The 16,511-nt window shown below is 51.5% G+C and carries 16 protein-coding genes and 2 riboswitches; of the genes, 9 read left to right on the top strand and 7 right to left on the bottom strand.

The annotated features are described in order from the left end of the window. The first annotated feature begins 56 nt into the window (after positions 1 to 56). A complete protein-coding gene (locus DSM465_RS0100390; protein ID WP_029760365.1) occupies positions 57 to 2,075 on the top strand; it encodes a S9 family peptidase in 2,019 nt (672 codons plus the stop codon). Between the two features lie 18 nt (positions 2,076 to 2,093). After that, positions 2,094 to 2,645: a short-chain dehydrogenase gene (locus DSM465_RS0100385; protein ID WP_008878830.1), complete on the top strand. Its 552-nt coding sequence runs from the start codon at positions 2,094 to 2,096 to the stop codon at positions 2,643 to 2,645. A 61-nt stretch (positions 2,646 to 2,706) separates the two neighbouring features. Here DSM465_RS0100385 and DSM465_RS0100380 read toward each other — a convergent pair whose 3' ends face one another. Both DSM465_RS0100380 and DSM465_RS0100375 read right to left on the bottom strand, forming a co-directional pair. Continuing rightward, positions 2,707 to 2,910 carry a PduL/EutD family phosphate acyltransferase gene (locus DSM465_RS0100380; RefSeq protein WP_008878831.1) on the bottom strand — a complete coding sequence of 68 codons (204 nt, stop codon included), beginning with the start codon at positions 2,908 to 2,910 and terminating at the stop codon, positions 2,707 to 2,709. A 209-nt stretch (positions 2,911 to 3,119) separates the two neighbouring features. Continuing rightward, positions 3,120 to 3,581, bottom strand: a complete 462-nt coding sequence (locus DSM465_RS0100375; protein ID WP_008878832.1) for a MarR family winged helix-turn-helix transcriptional regulator — start codon at positions 3,579 to 3,581, stop codon at positions 3,120 to 3,122. Positions 3,582 to 3,796: 215 nt separating this feature from the next. Here DSM465_RS0100375 and DSM465_RS0100370 point away from each other — a divergent pair, with 215 nt between their 5' ends. Further along, on the top strand, positions 3,797 to 4,513 hold the full coding sequence (locus tag DSM465_RS0100370) for a ZIP family metal transporter (protein ID WP_029760364.1): 717 nt from the start codon (positions 3,797 to 3,799) through the stop codon (positions 4,511 to 4,513). A gap of 159 nt (positions 4,514 to 4,672) precedes the next feature. Here DSM465_RS0100370 and DSM465_RS0100365 read toward each other — a convergent pair whose 3' ends face one another. From DSM465_RS0100365 to DSM465_RS0100340, 5 genes are all read right to left on the bottom strand, one after another. Then, complete coding sequence (locus tag DSM465_RS0100365) at positions 4,673 to 5,215, bottom strand: 1,2-dihydroxy-3-keto-5-methylthiopentene dioxygenase (RefSeq protein WP_008878834.1); 543 nt, start codon at positions 5,213 to 5,215, stop codon at positions 4,673 to 4,675. Between the two features lie 29 nt (positions 5,216 to 5,244). Further along, positions 5,245 to 5,880 (bottom strand): methylthioribulose 1-phosphate dehydratase, encoded by a 636-nt coding sequence (locus tag DSM465_RS0100360; protein ID WP_008878835.1) that lies wholly within the window; start codon positions 5,878 to 5,880, stop codon positions 5,245 to 5,247. Continuing rightward, positions 5,877 to 6,539, bottom strand: a complete 663-nt coding sequence (gene mtnX, locus DSM465_RS0100355) for a 2-hydroxy-3-keto-5-methylthiopentenyl-1-phosphate phosphatase (protein WP_011887037.1) — start codon at positions 6,537 to 6,539, stop codon at positions 5,877 to 5,879. The genes DSM465_RS0100360 and mtnX overlap by 4 nt, the downstream gene beginning before the upstream one ends. Next, positions 6,536 to 7,777: a 2,3-diketo-5-methylthiopentyl-1-phosphate enolase gene (gene mtnW / locus DSM465_RS0100350; protein ID WP_029760363.1), complete on the bottom strand. Its 1,242-nt coding sequence runs from the start codon at positions 7,775 to 7,777 to the stop codon at positions 6,536 to 6,538. Before mtnW ends, mtnX begins: the two co-directional genes overlap by 4 nt. Positions 7,778 to 7,846: 69 nt before the next feature. Beyond that, a riboswitch (SAM riboswitch) is annotated at positions 7,847 to 7,953 on the bottom strand. Positions 7,954 to 8,050: 97 nt separating this feature from the next. Continuing rightward, positions 8,051 to 9,226 carry a pyridoxal phosphate-dependent aminotransferase gene (locus DSM465_RS0100340; protein ID WP_011887035.1) on the bottom strand — a complete coding sequence of 392 codons (1,176 nt, stop codon included), beginning with the start codon at positions 9,224 to 9,226 and terminating at the stop codon, positions 8,051 to 8,053. 99 nt (positions 9,227 to 9,325) lie between these two features. Here DSM465_RS0100340 and DSM465_RS0100335 point away from each other — a divergent pair, with 99 nt between their 5' ends. From DSM465_RS0100335 to DSM465_RS0100310, 6 genes are all read left to right on the top strand, one after another. Then, on the top strand, positions 9,326 to 10,141 hold the full coding sequence (locus tag DSM465_RS0100335) for a carbon-nitrogen family hydrolase (RefSeq protein WP_029760362.1): 816 nt from the start codon (positions 9,326 to 9,328) through the stop codon (positions 10,139 to 10,141). Positions 10,142 to 10,234: 93 nt separating this feature from the next. Next, positions 10,235 to 10,402, top strand: a riboswitch (SAM riboswitch). A gap of 83 nt (positions 10,403 to 10,485) precedes the next feature. Then, the gene (gene mtnK, locus DSM465_RS0100330) at positions 10,486 to 11,676 is read left to right on the top strand and encodes an S-methyl-5-thioribose kinase (protein ID WP_008878841.1); all 1,191 of its coding nucleotides are present in this window, start codon (positions 10,486 to 10,488) and stop codon (positions 11,674 to 11,676) included. 74 nt (positions 11,677 to 11,750) lie between these two features. Further along, positions 11,751 to 12,818: an S-methyl-5-thioribose-1-phosphate isomerase gene (gene mtnA / locus DSM465_RS0100325; RefSeq protein WP_008878842.1), complete on the top strand. Its 1,068-nt coding sequence runs from the start codon at positions 11,751 to 11,753 to the stop codon at positions 12,816 to 12,818. After that, entirely contained in the window at positions 12,805 to 13,953 is a 1,149-nt protein-coding gene (locus tag DSM465_RS0100320; protein ID WP_008878843.1) for a sugar ABC transporter substrate-binding protein, read from the top strand. Before mtnA ends, DSM465_RS0100320 begins: the two co-directional genes overlap by 14 nt. Beyond that, the gene (locus tag DSM465_RS0100315; RefSeq protein ID WP_029760361.1) at positions 13,950 to 15,500 is read left to right on the top strand and encodes a sugar ABC transporter ATP-binding protein; all 1,551 of its coding nucleotides are present in this window, start codon (positions 13,950 to 13,952) and stop codon (positions 15,498 to 15,500) included. Before DSM465_RS0100320 ends, DSM465_RS0100315 begins: the two co-directional genes overlap by 4 nt. Further along, positions 15,442 to 16,455, top strand: a complete 1,014-nt coding sequence (locus DSM465_RS0100310; protein ID WP_029760360.1) for an ABC transporter permease — start codon at positions 15,442 to 15,444, stop codon at positions 16,453 to 16,455. The genes DSM465_RS0100315 and DSM465_RS0100310 overlap by 59 nt, the downstream gene beginning before the upstream one ends. Positions 16,456 to 16,511: the final 56 nt, after the last annotated feature.

Genomic DNA, 16,511 nt, shown 5'->3' with positions numbered 1-16,511 from the left:
CGAAACACGAAATAAGATACCATCCTAACTTTACTTATGGAAAGAGGAGGTCGCTCATGAACAATGGACAACCGCTGAAACACCGCGGCGTGACTGTAGAAGATCTACTTCGCCTCCGCTCGGTGCGCGATCCGCACTATGCGTCGGACGGAACGCACGGCGTGTTCGTGCAAAAATCGATCGATGAGGAAAAACAATACTGCTCCCATCTATACATATGGACCGAAGACGGAGCCATCCGCCAATGGACGTTCGGCCGCTGGCGCGACACGAGGCCGCGCTTTTCCCCGGACAGCAAAACGATCGCGTTTTTGTCCGATCGCTCCGGACACACACAGCTTTGGCTGTTGCCGGCTGACGGCGGCGAAGCGCGCCAGCTAACGTTTTTCAAAAACGGGGTGCGCGATTACGTTTGGGCGCCGGACGGGACGTTTCTTATCGCTTTGACGACGCTTGGCGACAACGAAACGATCGACGACCGCGAAGAGCCGAAAAAAAAGGAAACGAAGCCAGCTGACCTGAAACCGCACGTGGTGGAGCGGCTCTATTACAAATCAGACGCATCAGGTTTTCTTGACGGCAAACAGGCGGTGCTCGTGCGCATCGATGCAACATCAGGAAAAACGGAAGCGTTGACGAGCCGCGAGGAGGAAATCGGTTCGTTTGCGATTTCGCCCAATGGACGGACGCTTGCCTTTGTGGCCAACCGAAACGAAGATCCGGACACAACCTTTACACGTGACATTGTGTTGCTTGATCTCGAATCGAAAGCGGAAACAAATTTGACGAAGGGAAGCGGCACATTCACCTCGCTCGCTTGGTCGCCGGACGGAACAAAGCTCGCCGCCATCGGCCATGATTTAGCTTATCTCGGGGCGACGATTCACCAGCTTTACGTTTTTGAGCCGGAGCGTGGAACGAAACGGGTGCTGACCGCCGACTGGGACGTTCATCTCGGCGATGCGATGGTCGGCGATACACACGCCGATGCAAAAGGTCCTGGCCCGATTTGGAAACGCGATGGAACCGGCCTATACGTCACCGCCTCACAACGTGGACGCGTCAATGTATATTTCGTCCCGCTTGACGGACCTATCGTGCCGATCATCGAAGGGGACTTTCATGTGTACGGCCTCGCCATTCATCCGAATGAACAGCAGGCCGTTGCCGCGATTAGCGAGCCAACGATGATTGGAGATTTGTATACCATCTCACTTGAAAGCGGCGCAAAAACGCGGCTCACTAGGGTCAATGAAGCGCTCGAGAACGAAGTCACGTTCGCCGATGCCGAACCGTTTACTTATCAATCAACGGACGGTTGGGACATTCAAGGTTGGATCATGAAGCCACCGAGGCTTGGCGACGGGGAAAAAGCTCCACTTGTCGTCGAAATTCACGGCGGACCACATACAATGTACGGATTTACGTTTTTCCATGAGTTCCAGCTGCTCGCTTCTTCCGGCTACGCCGTGCTGTTTACGAACCCACGCGGAAGCCATGGATACGGCCAATCGTTTGTCAATGCCGTGCGCGGCGATTACGGCGGCATGGATTATGAAGACATTATGGCCGGTGTGGACGCCGCCATCAAGCAGTTTGCCTTTATTGACGAGACACGTCTTGGCGTTACCGGCGGCAGCTACGGCGGGTTTATGACGAACTGGATCGTCGGGCACACCAATCGCTTCCGGGCCGCTGTTACCCAGCGCTCGATTTCCAACTGGCTCAGCTTCGCCGGTGTGAGCGACATCGGCTACTTTTTCACGAAATGGGAAGTCGGGTGCGACGTCTGGGAAGACGCTGAGCGGCTTTGGCATCATTCGCCGCTCAAGTACGTCAAAAATGTGCGCACGCCGCTCTTAATTTTGCATAGCGAGCATGACTATCGCTGCCCGATCGAGCAGGCGGAACAGTTGTTTATCGCATTGAAACAACTCGGGCAAGAAACAAAGCTCGTCCGCTTCCCGGACGCCAACCATGATTTGTCACGCACCGGGAACCCGGCGCTTCGCCTCGAGCGGCTTCACCAAATCGTTGGTTGGTTTGATCACTATTTGAAAGGACCACGGGATTAATCCGAAAGGAGACATGCCATGCACGCCCTTGTCATCGGTGGGACAGGTATGTTGGCTGATGTGTCGCTTTGGCTTGTGCGGGAAGGATATTATGTGTCTGTCATCGCCCGCCGCTACGCACGAATGAAGCAGCTCATCGACTGTGCTGGACAGACGGCATCCATCACCCCGCTTCTTGTTGATTATCGCGACCAAGAAGCGCTTTGTTCTCTGATTTCTCGGACCATCCAAAAAAACGGAACTTTTGATCTCATCATTGCGTGGGTCCATACGGACGGAAAACAGGCGCTTCCGACCGTCATCCAAAAAAATAGCAGACATCCCGGCCCTTGGCGTTTGTTTCACGTGCTCGGCAGCCGCGCCGATCCAGCCGAGGCGAAAGCGGAACTCTGTTTGCCTGCCGCTTGTCTTTATCGGCAAGTTCAGCTCGGTTTTGTCGTGGAAGAACACGGTTCGCGCTGGCTCACCCATCAAGAAATCAGCGACGGCGTCATTGATGCCATTCGGCGTGATACGCCGTTTCATCTGGTCGGCACCCTAGATCGATCAGAGAAGAAGCGCCCGCGTTAACGGGAGGCTCCCTCTCGTTCGTCCCGAGAGGGCGCCTTATCTCCCATTGCTGCGGATGATTTCACGATGGAAGCAACTTCACGTAATCACCCGTTTTTAAACCGGCCGCGTTCTCTTCACCGTTTTCAATGTGCATATGTAACGCAAAGTCTTCACTGACGCGGACGGTCACTTCGTCAAAAATGAGAGCGCGCTCCTCTTGCGTTTTCACTTTCATGACTTGCTTGTCGCGGACGCTAAACGTTTCCGTATCTTTCGACGTCATATGAATGTGGCGCTTGGCAATGATGACCCCTTGTCTGCCGTCACCGTTCCATTCAGCCCATGAATCGTCATTCCTGGCGTTCCCTCAGTATCCCCGACAAGCAAACAGGCAGTGCGACAACGGCTTGAGCACTGTCAGTTCGACGTCTTCCACGAACAGAGTCGCCATATTTCGCATTTTTAACAAAAATGAAAGAGACCGACGAACTGTCAGTCTCTGTTTTGCTGGGCGTTTTTCGCCCCATATCCTAATTTTTTTAGCAAAGTGATCGCCTGCTCTTTCTCCTCCGCTGTGAGCGCTGATATCGTTTCATGAATTTTTTCTGCATGCTTGGGAAAGACGCGCTCAATAAACCGCCGACCTTCTTCCGTAATCGATGCATACGTGACGCGCCGGTCTCGTTCACAAGCACGACGGACGATCAGCCCTTTGTTTTCAAGTTTGTCGACAACGTAAGTGATGCTGCCGCTAGCGAGCAAAATTTTTTCACCGATTTGCTGGAGCGGCTGGTCGCCTTTATGGTATAACAGTTCTAACACCGCAAACTCAGTCGGATTCACCCCGCACGAACAGATCGATTTGTTCACTTGGTCACTGACAGCACGATACGCCCGTGACAGTACAATAAACAGCTTTAATGATTGCTCAAGTTCTTGTTCTTTCTGTTCCATGGCATTCAACCCTTTACATTTGACCATTTCTTACTTGCATTATACCGAAACGGCAAACAGACAAGCAACCGTTTTTGCTAGCTACCTATGCATTTTGCTCGCCACCGTCTTCCCAATTCGTTATGATAATTTATTATATGAAGGCGCTTGGGCGATTGTCACATTTATATGATCATTGCATATGAAAAAGTAAAGGATGATGAGGGGGGAATTGAATGAACCAGGTGTTGGTCGGCAGCGTGCTTTCTGCCTTATCGACAGGACTTGGCGCCGTGCCGATTTTGTTTTTGGCTAAATCACTCACCCACCGCTGGCGTGATATACTGCTAGCGTTTTCCGCTGGCATTATGATGGCAGCCTCGATGGAAAGTCTCATTCCCGAAGCGTTAAAAACCGGCGGCTTGGGAGCACTCGTAATCGGCCTGGCGGCAGGTGTGCTCATCTTAACGTTGCTCGAGATGACTGTTCCCCATATCGACTTGGAACATACAAAACATGGCTTACAGTTTGACGAAAAAGCGATGCTCATCATCGCTGCCATTACGATGCACAATCTTCCTGAAGGGTTGTCCGTTGGGGTCAGCTACGCATCCGATGCCGCGACGACCGGCAATTTGATCGCATTGGCCATCGGTTTGCAAAACGCGCCGGAAGGATTTTTAGTCGCCTTATTTTTAGTTCATCAACAAATTAGTCGCTTGAAAGCATTTCTTATTGCCACGTTGACAGGAGCGGTCGAAATCGTCACATCGCTGCTCGGTTTTTATTTAACCTCCCTCTTCCGCGGTTTAGTCCCGTACGGATTGGCGTTTGCCGCTGGGGCTATGCTGTTTATTATTTATAAAGAGCTCATTCCCGAAAGCCATGGCGATGGAAACGAACGGACATCGACATATGCATTTATTATCGGCATTGTATTCATGATTTTTTAACGCAATCGTTTTGATCAAAAAAAGAGAGGGTGCCCTAAAGACAAACGGGACACCCCTTTTTTATATGCGCTTTTATGAAGACGATGGAAAGCAGGCAGCTTTTTCCATGTCTACCTAGATAACTAGAAAAGGCATCTTGTTGCGGGAGCCTCTCAACTATTATGAATTCACTTCTTCTTTTTCTTCGTACGGATGGGCGACCCAACCGGACGGATCAATAAATAACCGGACAGCAACAACTTGGCGGTCATCCATCAATGTGAAGTAATGCGGATTTCCTTCCGGCACAGAAATGACATCGCCCGCTTCCAACTCGACGTCAAAATAACCGGTTTCTTTGTCTCCTTTGATGATGAAAATGCCGTGACCGGCCGTAATGGCGCGCACTTCATCCTCTGTGTGGATATGCACTTGCTCAAATTTTTTCAGCAGCTCTTCCAAGTTTGGAGTCGCATCAGACAGGGCGACGATATCCCATGTTTTGTAGCCACGACGCGCCGCCAAGTCTTCGATCTCATCTTTAAACGTCGCCAAAATTTCCTCTTTTTCTTCGTCAGTGAGCACATATTTGTCGCGTAAATGCTCCGGTAGTTTTGTAATATCCCAATGCTCATACAAAACACCTTGGCTGTTTAAAAAAGCGCGGACATTGTCTTCCCCTTCAATCACTTGGCCCGTTTTTTTCACTTTAATCACTGCCATCGTCAAATCCCCCTTTAAAAATATATTGGTTAGTCAACTAGCGGCACAGCGGCCCGTTGTAATAATAGCCGCTTCACCTGCCAGCTGAACAAAAACTCCCACGCTTCCAAATGTTTTTTCGCTTCAAACGCATCACGACCCCAAACGGTAATACCGTGGTTTTGGATCAAAACAGCCCCCGTATCACCGTCGATATGCTTGGCAAATTCATTAGCCAAAGTCGGGATGTCGGCGTAATTGTCAATGATCGGAATGCGCACTTCCGCATTTTCTTCCCAGATGCCAAACGCCTTAATAATTTCTTGACCGGAAAAGACTGCTTCCCTGTTTTGAGCGTACACGTCGGAAATGATGTTATTGTCGACCGTATGAACGTGCAAGACGCAGCCGGCATTCGTCCGCCGATAAACCTCGACGTGCAAAAGCGTCTCCGCCGACGGCTTCAAATGCGTGTCTTCCACCGGTTTTCCATCGGCGTCGATGAGCAGAAAATCTTCGCTTGTCTGCTTCCGTTTATCTTTGCCGCTTGCGGTGACAAGGAACGTCAACGGGGCATCGGTCACTTTGAGCGACAAATTGCCGCTTGTCGCAAAAAACCAATCACGGGCGGCGAGCTCAGCTTTCACTTCCGCAAGTTCATTCCATTTTTTCAACATAATGCTCATGCGATCACCTCCAGCCGCTGCAAATGATCCACCACATCAAAAAATGTCGTAAACGGTGCATGCGGCAAATCGAGCTCTTGACATTTCTTAAGCAAGAAATCGCGCGCCAGCACGTAATCCGCTTGCTTCGCCACTGCCAAGTCGGTAATCGAATCACCAATGACGACATGATACCCGTCCGGACGGGCGAGCTTTCGAAGAAGTGACGGCTTGCAACAGCCGCAGCCGTTTTGGCACTTACCGTCGCACGCGTGTGGCCATGTGATGCGAATCATCTCGCTGCTGAAATCGGAGCCATTGCAAAAAATGCGTTCTTTGTCGATCAGTCCGTCTAGCATTGGATAGACAAAAAAGTCGATGCCGCCACTCACAATATAGAGCGGAATGCCTTTCTCTTTCGTAAATGCGACAAACTCTCGAAAGCCTTCGCGCAGGCGGGCGGTGCTAAGCAAAAAGTCAACGATCTCGTCTTTCAACGCCGACGGAAGGAGGGAAAACATCTTTCCGACCCCTTCTTGAACCGAGAGGCGCTCAGCGAGAATGTCGTCTTTCAGCGCTTCCCACTCCGGTGGAGCAAACTGCTTCATAATCGCAATGATGTTGTCATTTTCTGTAATCGTCCCGTCAAAATCACAAAAGAGAACAAGCTGTTTTTTCATGCTTCCACCTCAATCGCGCCCCAGCGGTCGATCGCTTTTTGCAACGCCTCGTTTTCTTTCGCTGCTTCGCGGAGCAGACGGCCGGCAAGAGCCGCATCAATGGCAGCGCGAAACGCCTGCCCACCGCCGATCGCCCCGTCCGGATGGCCGTGAATGCCGCCGCCAGCGTTGACAATGCAGTCAAGACCGAAATCGCGGACAAGAAGCGGCACGAGCCCCGGATGAATGCCGGCCGACGGTACCGGAAACGCGCGCGCAAACGGCTCTTGTTCATCGGTGAGCGCCCGAGCAATGCCAAGCGCCTGTTCACGCTCAAGCGCGACACTGCCATATGGCGATGGAAACAAGACAAAATCAGCTCCCGCAAGCCGCAAAAACTTTCCGAGCAGCAGCGATGGGGCGACCCCGTAAAACTCAGACGGCGTCATGGCACCGCTAAACGCCGGGTGAGCCATGATCGGCACATTGATATTCTCGTCCTCGCGCAACCCTTGCAAAACATCAAGCCCATAGGTGAACACGTTAAACAAGAGCACATCAGCGCCAAGCTCGGCTGCCCGTTTCGCTTTCTCTTTCAGTTCAAACGTTTTGCCGGTCAAGTTGACGGCGTACAGCGTCCGTTTGCCTGTTTGTTCATACACTTCTTGGAGCGCCGCCTTGCCCGCGGTGATCCGCTTTTCAAACGGCAACAACTCATTGTCAAATAAAATTTCGTCATCTTTCACTAAGTCGACGCCGCCAAGTGCCTGTTTCTTTAATTCGGACGTCAAATACGCCAAATCGCGGCCGATGATACCTTTAAAAATGCTCATCAATAGCGGGCGGTCATATACCCCGACTTTTTCACGAATACCGGCAATGCCAAAACGCGGTCCCGGAAAATGCCGTTTCCATTCGTCCGAAAGCTCAAGATCAAGCAACCTCACTTCACCATCAAGCGACAGTTTGCCAAACGTCGTTGCCAAGAGCGCTGGTAAATCAGCACTAAAGTTGACCGTCGGGTAAGCAATTTTGACGATCGCCCGCTTCAGTCGCTTGCCGAAATACTCGTTCGCCGGACCGCTTTCCCCAAGCTCTTCAATCCCGACGACTTCTCCCTTATGTTTGCGAAGCTGCTCTTGCTCTAATGCCGGCAAATCCGTCCATGTGCCGACCGTCAAGCCGAGCGCAATCCCTTCTGCTTTTTTGCGAATGTCTTTCTCATCATGCAGCAAATACGTGGCAATCACTGTGCTCATCATTCATCCCTCTTTCCTAAAGAAAAAAGCCTCTTCACTAAGAAGAGGCATCATTCGTCCATGGCACTCTTCTTATCTCTCAGCGTTTCCGCTGCAAGAATTAGCACCGTGCTTGATATGCCAAGCCGGTTGCCGGGCTTCATCGGGCTCGTCCCTCCGCCTACTCTTGATAAGAATCATTGCGTATTTATGAACTTGTCAAACAATTTTGTCGAGTATGGCAAATGTACTTTGAATTATGACAGCCTCTGCCGCTGTTGTCAATCATTTTTTTCAAAACAGCCCGAGACGCCCGATCCGTTCAGCTGCTTCGACAAGACGCGCCTCATCTGTCAACAGACCAACGCGCACATAGCCTTCGCCGTGCTTGCCAAAACCGATGCCCGGAGCGACCGCCACGTGTACGCGTTCAAGCAGTATGTCGGCAAACTCAGCGGACGATAATCCTTTCGGTACGGGAAGCCAAGCGAAAAACGATCCAGACGGTGCCGGCGCCTCCCAACCGATGCGGTGCAAAGCAGAAATGAACGTATTGCGGCGCGCTTCATACAATGCGACGAGCTCCGTGACGCAATCTTGCGGACCGAGAAGCGCCGCGGCAGCCGCCTCTTGAACAGCGCCGAACAAACTGACATACAAATGATCTTGCAACAACTCAATCGCCCGGATGATCTGTTCATTGCCAACGGCAAACGCGACACGCCAACCGGCCATATTGTACGTTTTGGAAAACGTGTAAATTTCAACACCGACCTCTTTCGCCCCATCAACTTCGAGAAAGCTGACCGGCTTTTTGCCATCAAAACCGATCGCCCCGTAGGCGAAATCATGCACAACAGCAATGCCGTACTTAGCGGCGAACGCCACTGTTTCAGCAAAAAACTCTTTCGTCGCCGTCGCCCCGGTCGGGTTGTTCGGATAGTTCAAAAACATCAGTTTGGCCTGATCAGCGATCGCTGCCGGAATGGCACTGTAATCAGGCAAAAATTGCTGCTCGGCGATAAGCGGCATCATTTCCATCCGTGCGCGGGCGAGCGCGATCCCGGACCAGTAGTCCGGATAGCCCGGATCCGGGACAAGCACCACATCACCCGGATTGACGAGGCAAAGCGGCAGCTCAACAAGACCAGCCTTACCGCCAAACAAAATGGCTACTTCGCGGGTTGGATCCACATCAACCCCGTACTCACGCGCATAAAATGCAGCGACTGCTTTTTTCAAAAATGAGTAACCTTGAAACGGCGAATATTTATGGTATTTTGGATTGGCCACTGCCTGTTGCATCGCCTCAACAATATGGCCAGGCGTCGGCTGATCCGGATTGCCTTGCCCTAAATTAATGACATCGTGCCCGGCCTTTATTTTCGCTCCCACTTTGGCGACAAGCGAAGCAAAAAATTGCTTCGGCAACTGTTCAAGCAGTTCGGAAAAAGGAAATTCGGTCGTCATCGCCCACACCTTCTCAAAAATTTCTTGAAATTCTAGTGCAAAATCATATATCGTAAAAAGCAAAATGTAAAGTAAATTTTTTCATTGAGGTGAAAAACAATGACCATCCGCATCGCTTGCCTCCAATTGGATATCGCGTTTGGTGACCCGCAAAAAAACGAACAGCAAGCCGAAAAAGCCGTGGAACTCGCCGTCAAAGAAGGAGCCGATATCATCGTTCTTCCGGAGCTGTGGACGACCGGTTATGACTTGACGCGCTTAGATGAAATCGCTGATGACAATGCCGAACGGGCGAAAACGTTCGCCTCCCGATTGGCACAAACATACGGCATCCATTTTGTGGCCGGCTCGGTCGCAAAAAAAACGGACGCCGGCGTAACGAACACAATGATTGTCGCCAATCGAAACGGCCAAATCATCAAGGAATATAGCAAAGTTCATTTGTTTCAGCTGATGGATGAGCATTTGCATTTGCAGTCAGGAAACGAGCCAGGCTTGTTTTCGCTTGATGAGTTGTCGTGTGCCGGGGTCATTTGCTATGACATCCGCTTTCCGGAATGGATTCGCACCCACGCCTTGTCTGGAGCCGAATTGTTGTTTGTTGTCGCCGAATGGCCGCTTCCTCGCCTTCACCATTGGAGGACGTTGCTGATGGCGCGGGCGATTGAAAACCAATGCTATGTCGTCGCCTGCAATCGAGCCGGAAGCGACCCGAACAACGTTTTTGCTGGCCATTCGCTCATCATCGATCCATGGGGGGAAATCCTCGCTGAGGCGGATGAGGACCCAGGCATCCTTCTAGCCGACATCGACCCGGCTCTCGTCAGAGATGTTCGTTCGCGCATCCCCGTATTTGCTGACCGCCGGCCGCGCCTTTATGAAGAGACGGCAAAAAAATTTTTTAAAACGTATTGACAATCGGCCTGCTTAAGCTGTATTATTCGAATCAAGCAACCGAACAATTGCCAACATCACAAAAATTCCAAAAACTAAATAAGCAGATTCGTACTCTTATCAAGAGTTGGCTGAGGGAACTGGCCCAATGAAGCCCAGCAACCGACCGTAATGCTATCGTGAGATAGGGCGCACGCATAAGCGGCGCCGGAAGCGATCCGCTTCCGCAGGGCACGGTGCTAAGTCCACCGGAAAGACAGACGTCTTTCTGGAAGATAAGAGGCGCGAAGACCGAGAATCTTCAAGCCTCTTTCCGTATGTGAAAGAGGTTTTTTATTTGCCAAAACTAAAGGGGGAACGTGAAAATGGCGATTATCCAATCATCTGCTTACGAACCGCTCACCGAACAAAAAGCGACCGCCCTCGCCGTCCGCCTCGGCTTGTTCCGCGACGGAACACCGCTTTTATGCCGTGAGATCGGCGACGGCAACTTAAACTTAGTGTTTCACGTCGTCGACCAAGAAACAAAGCAAGGCATCATCATTAAGCAAGCGCTGCCGTACGCGAAAGTCGTCGGTGAAAGCTGGCCGCTCACATTAAAGCGTGCGGTCATTGAGAGCAACGCACTGCGCACGTTTGCCAGCTACGTACCACAATACGTGCCAAAAGTCTACTATTCTGACGAATCGCTCGCCATTACGGTGATGGAAGATTTGTCCTATTTACAAATCGCCCGCAAAGGGCTGATTGAAGGGAAAACGTATCCGCTTCTGTCTAGGCATATCGGTGAATTCATTGCCAAAACGGCGTTTTACACGTCTGATTTCGGCATGAACCAACAAGAGAAAAAGAAATTGGCACAAAGTTTTGTCAATCCGGAGCTGTGCAAAATTACGGAAGATCTCGTCTTTACCGATCCGTTTTTCGACCATGACTCGAACAATTTTGAAGACGAATTGCACCTGGATGTGGAAACACTTTGGAACGACGACCGTCTCCATCTCGAAGCAGCGAAGCTGAAGCGCAAATTTTTAACCGAAGCTGATGTATTGCTGCATGGTGATTTACATACTGGCAGCATTTTCGCCAGTGATGACGAAACGAAAGTGATCGACCCGGAATTCGCCTTTTACGGCCCGATCGGGTTTGACCTTGGCCACTTTATCGCCAACTTGCTGTTAAATGCGTTGTCCCGCCCTGAATCAGAGCGCCGTCCGCTCTTTGATCACATCGACCGAACATGGGATGTCTTTACGTCCGTGTTCTCGGAGCTTTGGCGCACCGAAAGTGTCGAAACGTATGCCGCAACGCCCGGCCTGCTTGACGATGTGCTGCGACAAACGTTCATCGACGCCGTCGGCTTTGCCGGCTGCGAAGTCATCCGTCGGACGATCGGCCTCGCCCATGTTGCCGATCTTGACGGCATTGAGCAAAAAGACGAACGGCTTGCGGCAAAGCGACACGCGCTTCGCCTTGGCCGCCGCCTGATCGTTGAACGCGCCGAACTAGACGGAACGGAAGACTTCCGCCGGCTGTTTGTCGAGACGGAACGATAACACCACTCTCTCAAGACGGCCGTTCAACACCACTCCAGGCAAACTGAAACATGTACAAGGAAAGGAAGACGACAATGAGCACATTTGCTATCCCGCGCTCAGTTGAATGGCACGAAACGCATGTGACGATTTTAAATCAACAAAAGCTGCCGTCGGTAACTGAATATCTCGACTTGCATACGCTCGAAGATGTACATGACGCGATCGTGACACTGAAAGTGCGCGGGGCACCGGCGATCGGCATCACCGCCGCCTATGGCTTGGCGCTTGCTGCTTCCCGCTACGAAACCGAATCCGTCGACGAGTTTCAGCGCCGTTTAAAACAAGACCGCGATTATTTGGCGAGTGCTCGCCCGACGGCCGTCAATTTGTTTTGGGCGCTTGATCGGCTCGTTGCCGCCGCTAAAAGCGCCGCTTCCGTCAACGAAGCAAAAACAACACTCGTTCACGAAGCGATCCGCATTCAAATCGAAGATGAAGATGTGTGCCGTCGCATCGGCGAGCATGCCTTGTCTCTTTTTCATCGAGGCGATCGAATCATGACCATCTGCAACGCTGGCTCGATCGCCACCGCCCGCTACGGAACGGCACTCGCCCCATTTTATTTGGCAAAAGAAAAAGGGATTGAGTTGTCCGTCTATGCCTTGGAAACGCGGCCTGTCTTGCAAGGAGCTCGTCTGACCGCCTGGGAACTCATGCAAGCAGGTGTCGATGTGACGCTCATTACTGACAATATGGCCGCACAAACGATCAAGGCGAAAAACATTAATGCTATTATCGTCGGCGCTGACCGGATCGCACAAAACGGCGATACAGCGAATAAAATCGGCACATTTGGCCTCGCCTTGCTCGCCCAATCGTTTGGCATCCCGTTTTACGTCGCTGCCCCGCTGTCAACGATCGACCTGGCGACGAAAACAGGGACGGATATCCCAATTGAAGAGCGTCATCCAGATGAAGTGACCCATCTAAACGGGGTGCGCATCGCCCCGGAAGGCGTCAACGTATACAACCCGGCGTTTGATGTCACACCAAACGAACTCATTACCGCCATCATTACCGAAAAAGGCATCGTCTACGGAGACTATGAAACGGAGCTGCCATCGTTAGTTGCAAAGGAGGAGCACCATGAAACAGCTTAAAATCTCATCGTTCCTTCTTTTCTTGGCCATGTTCTTTGTCTTAGCGGGCTGCACAAATGAGCAAGACGCAATGAGCGCAAAGCCGGCCAATGAAACGAAGGCAACGAATAATGAAACAACCGTTGATAAAACAGCAGCCACAAGCAGTGAAGAGGCCGCCATCCCAGAAAAACTGAAACAGCCAGTGAAAATCGCCGCCATTATGCAGATGTCGATCGGGACGTTCTCATCACAATACATCGCCGGCGTGAAAGAACAAGTGCAAAAGTTCGGCGGTGAAGTGCAAATTTATAATGCCGATAACGATTTAACGAAGATGGCCTCTTATGTCGAGACGGCCATTACGCAAAACGTCGATGCTATTTTGCTTGACCACGGCCGCGCCGACGCGCTCGAAGGTCCCGTGAAAAAAGCAGTTGAAAAAGGCATCCCGGTCGTAGCATTTGACAATGATTTGAACATTCCGGGCGTCACCGTCATCGACCAAGACGACTATAGCCTCGCTTGGAAGACGTTAAAAACACTTGCGGAAGACTTAAACGGCGAAGGCAAAATCGTCACGATTTGGGTCGGCGGTTTTACGCCAATGGAGCGGCGCCATGTCATTTACGACGCATTTAAAAAACGCTACCCAAACATTAAAGAAGTCGCCAAGTTCGGCACAGCGAGCGCTAACACCGCCTTAGACACACAAACACAAATGGAGGCCATTTTGAAAAAATATCCGAATAAGGGCGACATCGACGCCGTTTTCGCCACATGGGACGAGTTCGCCAAAGGAGCAACGCGCGCCATCGAACAAGCCGGGCGCACGGAAATTAAAGTGTACAGCATTGATCTAAGCGATGAAGACTTGCAAATGATTCAAAAATCGAACAGCCCGTGGGTGGCGACGACCGCTACCGATCCAGCCGAAGTCGGTCGCGTTCAAGTACGCTTCGCCTATCAAAAAATCGCTGGTGAAAAAACGCCGAACATTTACTCACTTGAACCGCACTTAGTGAAACGAGCCGATCTGCCGGACAAACAAATATCAATGGGCGAGCTCTCGCAATACATCCCAAGCTGGGGACAATCGAATATCGCCATCTCGCCGTGGATGAAAACATTAGAAGCTCAGGTGAGCCAAAAATGAGCGGCTTGTCAATGAAGGCCATTGAAAAAGCGTTTGGCACGGTGCGCGTGCTTAACGGCGTGAACTTTGACGTCCGTCCGGGCGAAGTTCACGCCCTTTTAGGCATGAATGGTGCTGGCAAAAGCACGCTCATGAACATTTTAGCCGGCGCCATTCTGCCGGACGCCGGCACCATCACGATCGACGGCACCCCGTGCGCGTTTTCGTCGCCGCGTGAGGCGAAGCAGGCGGGCATTGGCCTTGTCGTCCAGGAAGTTGACACGGCGCTGTTTCCCGGCTTGCCGATTTACGAAAACTTAGCAGCTGATGAACTAGCTGACGTCAAACACCATCCCATCCGCTCGCTGCGCGAAGAAAAGAAGTGGGCCGCCGCACTTCTTCACCGTGTCGGCCTTTCCATTCCACCGACGAAGCTCGTGCGTGACTGTTCACTCCATGAAAAGCAGCTCATCGTGCTGGCGAAAGTATTGTCATCAAACGCGCGCTACATCATTTTGGACGAACCGACCGCCGCGTTAAGTGAGGCGGAAACAAAGCGGCTGTTTGCCATCATTCATGAACTGAAACAGCAGGGAGTCGGCTTTATTTATATTTCTCATAAGCTCAAAGAGGTGCAGGAAATCGCCGATCGACTAACGATTTTGCGCGATGGACGCATCGTCTATCAAGGCGCTGCCGGAAGCCTGTCGCTTGAAGACATCGTCCTTCACATGACCGGGACAAAGCAGGCCGCCACTGCAAAACAAGCGCGTACGTACGGAAGCGAGATCGCCTTTGCCGCCCGCGGAATCAAGATCGACAAAACGAGCACAACAGTCGATATATACGCCCATCGCGGTGAAATTGTCGGCATCGCCGGTTTGGTCGGCGCCGGCAAAACAGAGCTCGCTGAAAGTCTCGTCGCTCACCGGAAAACGTCTGGCGAATGGCAGCTTGACGGCCAACACTATACATTTTCGTCGCCATATGAAGCGATTGCCGCCGGTCTTTGCCTAATCCCGGAAGAACGGCGCAAACAAGGGCTGTTTTTGCCTGAGTCGGTGCAGACGAATTTAACCGTCCGCCTCCTTTCTTGGTTGTCGCGTTGGCAATGGATCAGTCGGATGAAAGAAACGGACGCAGCCAATGGGCTCGTTCGCTCACTCGGCATCCATCCGCCATCACCATCCACCGCCGTCCGCCATTTGAGCGGCGGCAACCAGCAAAAAGTCGTGATCGGCAAATGGCTGAACACGAACGCGCGTGTCTTTTTATTCGATGAACCGACGAAAGGAATCGATGTTCATGCCAAACAAGATGTATTTTCCATTATCCGCACTCTTGCTGATGAGGGGAAAACTGTGCTGTACTTTTCAAGTGAATTTCGTGAGCTGCTAGAAGTTTGCGACACGATTTATATCATGGTAGACGGCCGGCTGCTCGCCCGTCTGCCGGCCGCTGAATTAACCTATGAGCAGCTTGTTTATTATTGCAGCGGAGGTGAGATCGATGGCCCAGCCGGCCGTTTCCGCGACACCGTCGAAAAAAGCGGTGTTGTCTACTCTTGAGTTTTTGTATAAACATGGCACACTGTTGGCCATTTTAGCCGTGATCGCCTATTTTGGCATCACACAAGACCAGTTTTTTACGTATGAAAACTTCAGCGACATTTTGCGCTCGATTTCGATCGTGACACTCGTAGCGATCGGCATTACCTTTTCGCTGATCGTTGACGGCTTCGATTTATCGGTCGGCTCGACGGTAAGTCTCGCGACCATCGCCAGTGCAGCGGCGCTCGTTTTGTACCGCCAAGAAATTTTCGTCACGCTGCTCGTTCCGCTTTTACTCGGAATCGCCGTCGGGCTGCTTAATTCGCTATTGATCGTCAAGTTCAAATTGCCTGATTTGCTCGCGACCTTAGCAACCATGTACGCCATTAACGGCGTGCAGCTCACCTATACGAAAGGATTTTCCATTTACAACGACATGCCGCTGCCAGACGGCGGTACGGCGCCGGGCAAATTCATTCCTTCCTTTTTATTTATCGGCCAAGGAGAGTTGTTCGGCATCCCGTTTTCCGTTTTGCTGATGCTGTTCGTTGTCATTGCCGCCCATTTGTTTTTGACATACACAAAACCGGGACGCCTCTTTTATTTGACCGGGGAAAACCAAGAAGCGGCAAGGCTGTCAGGCATTCCAGTGAACCGTTACCGGACGTATGCGTACGTCATTAGCGGCTTTTTCGCTGCTTTAGGGGGCATTGTGCTTGCCTCGCGTATCGGCACTGGTCAAGTATCAGCCGGTGCTTCGTTTTTGATGGATGGCGTCGCCGCCGCCTACATCGGCTTTTCCGTCTTTGGCGCCGGCAAGCCGAATGTCATCGGCACGTTGTTCGGCTCAATTTTGATGGGGGTATTGTTAAACGGCTTGACGATGATGAACGTCCCGTACTACGCTCAAGACATTATTAAAGGCGCCATTTTAGTCGGCGCCCTCGCTCTGTCACATTGGCAAAAAAAATAGCCCCCGATCCCGCCCCTGTGGGTTCAAGTCCCGGGGGCGGCATTTTTTATTTTCCA

This window comes from Geobacillus thermodenitrificans subsp. thermodenitrificans DSM 465, from assembly GCF_000496575.1.
Lineage (GTDB): Bacteria > Bacillota > Bacilli > Bacillales > Anoxybacillaceae > Geobacillus > Geobacillus thermodenitrificans.
This window is presented reverse-complemented; position numbering and strand designations above follow the sequence as displayed.

Coding starts and splice junctions, on each gene's coding strand:
- DSM465_RS0100370 (WP_029760364.1), top strand. CDS start 3,797: ATGAACCAGGTGTTGGTCGGCAGCGTGCTTTCTGCCTTATCGACAGGA.
- DSM465_RS0100380 (WP_008878831.1), bottom strand. CDS start 2,910: ATGACGTCGAAAGATACGGAAACGTTTAGCGTCCGCGACAAGCAAGTC.
- mtnX (WP_011887037.1), bottom strand. CDS start 6,539: ATGAAAAAACAGCTTGTTCTCTTTTGTGATTTTGACGGGACGATTACA.
- DSM465_RS0100335 (WP_029760362.1), top strand. CDS start 9,326: ATGACCATCCGCATCGCTTGCCTCCAATTGGATATCGCGTTTGGTGAC.
- DSM465_RS0100310 (WP_029760360.1), top strand. CDS start 15,442: ATGGCCCAGCCGGCCGTTTCCGCGACACCGTCGAAAAAAGCGGTGTTG.
- DSM465_RS0100315 (WP_029760361.1), top strand. CDS start 13,950: ATGAGCGGCTTGTCAATGAAGGCCATTGAAAAAGCGTTTGGCACGGTG.
- DSM465_RS0100360 (WP_008878835.1), bottom strand. CDS start 5,880: ATGAGCATTATGTTGAAAAAATGGAATGAACTTGCGGAAGTGAAAGCT.
- DSM465_RS0100340 (WP_011887035.1), bottom strand. CDS start 9,226: ATGACGACCGAATTTCCTTTTTCCGAACTGCTTGAACAGTTGCCGAAG.
- DSM465_RS0100320 (WP_008878843.1), top strand. CDS start 12,805: ATGAAACAGCTTAAAATCTCATCGTTCCTTCTTTTCTTGGCCATGTTC.
- DSM465_RS0100390 (WP_029760365.1), top strand. CDS start 57: ATGAACAATGGACAACCGCTGAAACACCGCGGCGTGACTGTAGAAGAT.
- mtnK (WP_008878841.1), top strand. CDS start 10,486: ATGGCGATTATCCAATCATCTGCTTACGAACCGCTCACCGAACAAAAA.
- DSM465_RS0100375 (WP_008878832.1), bottom strand. CDS start 3,581: ATGGAACAGAAAGAACAAGAACTTGAGCAATCATTAAAGCTGTTTATT.
- DSM465_RS0100365 (WP_008878834.1), bottom strand. CDS start 5,215: ATGGCAGTGATTAAAGTGAAAAAAACGGGCCAAGTGATTGAAGGGGAA.
- DSM465_RS0100385 (WP_008878830.1), top strand. CDS start 2,094: ATGCACGCCCTTGTCATCGGTGGGACAGGTATGTTGGCTGATGTGTCG.
- mtnA (WP_008878842.1), top strand. CDS start 11,751: ATGAGCACATTTGCTATCCCGCGCTCAGTTGAATGGCACGAAACGCAT.
- mtnW (WP_029760363.1), bottom strand. CDS start 7,777: ATGAGCACAGTGATTGCCACGTATTTGCTGCATGATGAGAAAGACATT.